The sequence below is a fragment of the Planktothrix sp. FACHB-1355 genome (assembly GCF_014748295.1).
Taxonomy (GTDB): Bacteria; Cyanobacteriota; Cyanobacteriia; order Cyanobacteriales; family Aerosakkonemataceae; genus Aerosakkonema; species Aerosakkonema funiforme_A.
In genome coordinates this window covers 1-2,939 of record NZ_JACJUP010000914.1, presented here as the reverse complement: position 1 = coordinate 2,939, position 2,939 = coordinate 1, and the positions used below count along the sequence as shown (strand labels likewise).

The window sequence follows — 2,939 nt, the reverse complement described above, 5'->3', positions numbered from 1 at the left end:
TTGCCTGGTTATCCCCACGCCTGCCACCCCCTGTACGACGACCGGGCGCTCCTCGATTGGTCAATTCTGGTTGAACAAAGATAAGCTGTTCGGTCTTGGCAGTAATATTTCTCTGTCCATCAAGTTGTGCTTGCACAGATTTGGAGTAATTTGTCAAGTTAAAGGACAACAAAATAATAATTAAACTAAGTGTTAGGCGTTGAAAAAATAATTTGATAGAACTCATTTCTGACCTCCCAATTTAGTTGATTTAATTTTTGTCGAAGTTACTACGAACGTACCTGTAAGTAATAAGGCTAAAGCAGCAGGTACAAATGGCATCCAATAGCTTTGAATTAAGAAGATTATGTAGCAAATACAATATAAAATACCCAGTGCTACTGTTCCACTTAACCCTAACAATAGAAGTTTTCGGAAGTGCCAAGCAAGGATACCTCCGACTATAGATGAACTCCAGATAAAAAGGGTTTCTCCCCAAGAGTGTAAAAACATGATTAAAGAACGTCGATCTAAAACTGTACTGATAATTTGGCTCACCATTTGGGCGTGAATAAACACGCCTGGAGTTTTTTGATTTGGTTGTTCAATCGCAGGGTAAGGTGTGGAGAAAGCATCGTCATCATAACCAATAAGCACGATCCGATCTTTAATAAATTCCGGTTTTACATCACCATTCAAAACCTTCATAAGAGTAACCTGTTGGGAAATATCCCCAAGATAACGGTATGGGCGATAATTGAGCATCATTTGATGTCCCAACATATCTGTATATTTATCAGATTGCTGATAGACGCCAGTATTTTTTTCCAATGGTTTAAAGACAACATCACGAAACTTTAAAAAATTGGCTTTTTCATCATGTAGGATACCCTTTGTTTTAAGGTAAGTCAGTGCTAGTTGCGTACTCAAAGCGTATCTTGCTTTACAAGGAAATGAAGTTTCTGGGGTCAGATAGAATAGATGGCGACGTATAATACCGTCTTTATCTGGGACAAAATCACTAAAACCTAAACGTTCTTCTGGTACTCCCGGCGGGGGTTGATAGCCATAATTTTCAGGCTCTTCATCGCTTCCACTTTTACAAACGGCAATTATGTTATATCCATGTTCCAGTTGTTTTTTCAGATCTATTTGTCCCTTTCCTACTGGCTTATCTCGATAAATGTCTAAGCCAATGACTATCGGTTTATATTGTTGTAATTTCGCTAGTAATGCGGCTACTGTGCGATCGCTCAGTGGATCTTCACGCAGTTGTTGCAGATCTTGTTGAGTTACTCTGACAACCAAAAGCCGTTCATCTGGTTCTTGCAAAGATCGCAATCGCATCATTTGATCGTAAGCATTCAACTCCCATGATTGCAACCATCCAAGCGATCGCACTCCCACCACTAAGCTTGTTATTATACAACTGACCATAAAAACTGTTTGTAATTTCGGTTTTGGCACAGGAGGTGGTGGGATCGGCAATTCGCGATCGTTTTTGCTAATGCGTAATTTTTCCCAAGTAGGTGGTTCTGCTGCTAAATCCTGACAAATTACGACTGGTAACCAACTAGCACCCGGAAAGTCGCTTTCTAACCCTTGTAATCTTTCTCTTGCTTCCCTCACCGCTAAATAAAAAGAATCTCCAGCAGAAAACGCTGTCAGAAAATACTTTAAAAATTCCTGGGCTACTTTATCTGGTACGGGTTCTCGCATTACAATCATTTGCGGGATCTGCAAAGAAGCCAGTTCTCGTCCTAATCCCAAACCATCACAAGAGTTAAAAATAGCTAGTTGCAATCGACGTGATATCGCTCTCGTCAAAGCATTTTTTAACTGCGTAATTGTTAAACTTTCTTGAAAATTAATATAGATTTCACCCGTTTCGCCGTCTGTTTGACTGGAACTATGTCCGGCAAAGAAAAGAATATCCCACCCCTGTCTATCCCAAAGTTGTTCGTCTAATTCCTGGCGTTGAGGTTCTACTAAAAATACAACTTCAGCATGAGGTAAGTTTTTCAGTAATCGCGTATCAGTATCAATATCAATACCAGTGCGATCGCCTAAAACTGCCAAAACCCTCACTTTTTCTGTCGCTGTTTGATATGGTTTTTTTTCTAAGCCAAAATCTAAGGTACTTAAAGCAACTTCTGCCTGCCGATAATCTTTAAAAAAATTCCACAAATGCCAGGGAAGCTTCCGTACTTGGGTGTCTTCAGTTTGAATCACCACTCGAATTTCATCGGAAATAGCTAATCGCATCCGTAATTGGCGATCGACAGGGCGAAATTCCTGAGAATCTAGCCAATTATCAATGCGGTTTTGTAATTGTTGACCGATTGAAAAAAATTCGGCATCAGAAACGTGAGTTACATCTGCATCATCAATTTCAATATCATCATCGGTCAATCTTTTTTGTCGCCAAGCTGCACCTTTATAACGAGCTTCATAAAGCATTTCATAAAGTAATTGCCAGCGACGGTAGCTATCTATAATTTCTGGGGCGGCGGGTAAATTCCCCGTAAATTGAATTAGATTAGAATTGCCAGCTTCTCGCAGTTGAGCAACGACAACTGGGAAGCCGTTTTGCAGATTGCCTTTTCCCAGATTCAAAATAACTAACTTATTCATAACGTTATTCTGCTAGTGTTTCAATAGCAAACTTTTCCCGAATACTCACATCGTTGAAGCTAACTTCAATGCTAAAAGATTTTCCTACCGGGCATTTAAAACGTTTTAGCTGAATGTAGTTATCTTGGGTGCGGGATTGAATTTCCTGAAGAGTTGCTCCTGTTTGAGATAGCAAGGTTAATTTTAGATTTGGCGGTAAATAAGTTTCTTGGTAGGTAGGATGCACCTGTACTCGAATCCCCACTTTTTCTTTTTCTTCCGGTATCAAGCCAACCAGCAAGGCAACAGTTCGATTTCCTAAAGCTAAGCCCAAATCAATTAATTTT

General features: G+C 39.8%; 3 protein-coding genes. All 3 read right to left on the bottom strand.

Going from position 1 to position 2,939, the window contains the following annotated elements; all coding sequences use genetic code 11:
- Window positions 1-226, bottom strand: a 226-nt coding sequence (locus H6S82_RS26880) for a hypothetical protein (RefSeq protein ID WP_191057007.1), incomplete at its 3' end; no start/stop codon positions are given.
- Window positions 223-2,613 carry a CHASE2 domain-containing protein gene (locus tag H6S82_RS26875; RefSeq protein WP_190462934.1) on the bottom strand — a complete coding sequence of 797 codons (2,391 nt, stop codon included), beginning with the start codon at window positions 2,611-2,613 and terminating at the stop codon, window positions 223-225. The genes H6S82_RS26880 and H6S82_RS26875, both read right to left, overlap by 4 nt.
- A 4-nt stretch (window positions 2,614-2,617) precedes the next feature.
- A partial coding sequence (locus H6S82_RS26870; protein WP_191057006.1) for a DUF1822 family protein occupies window positions 2,618-2,939 on the bottom strand: 322 nt, incomplete at its 5' end.

What these genes read in the sequence shown, in the direction of transcription:
- H6S82_RS26875 (WP_190462934.1), bottom strand. Translation starts at nt 2,613, where the DNA reads ATGAATAAGTTAGTTATTTTGAATCTGGGAAAAGGCAATCTGCAAAAC.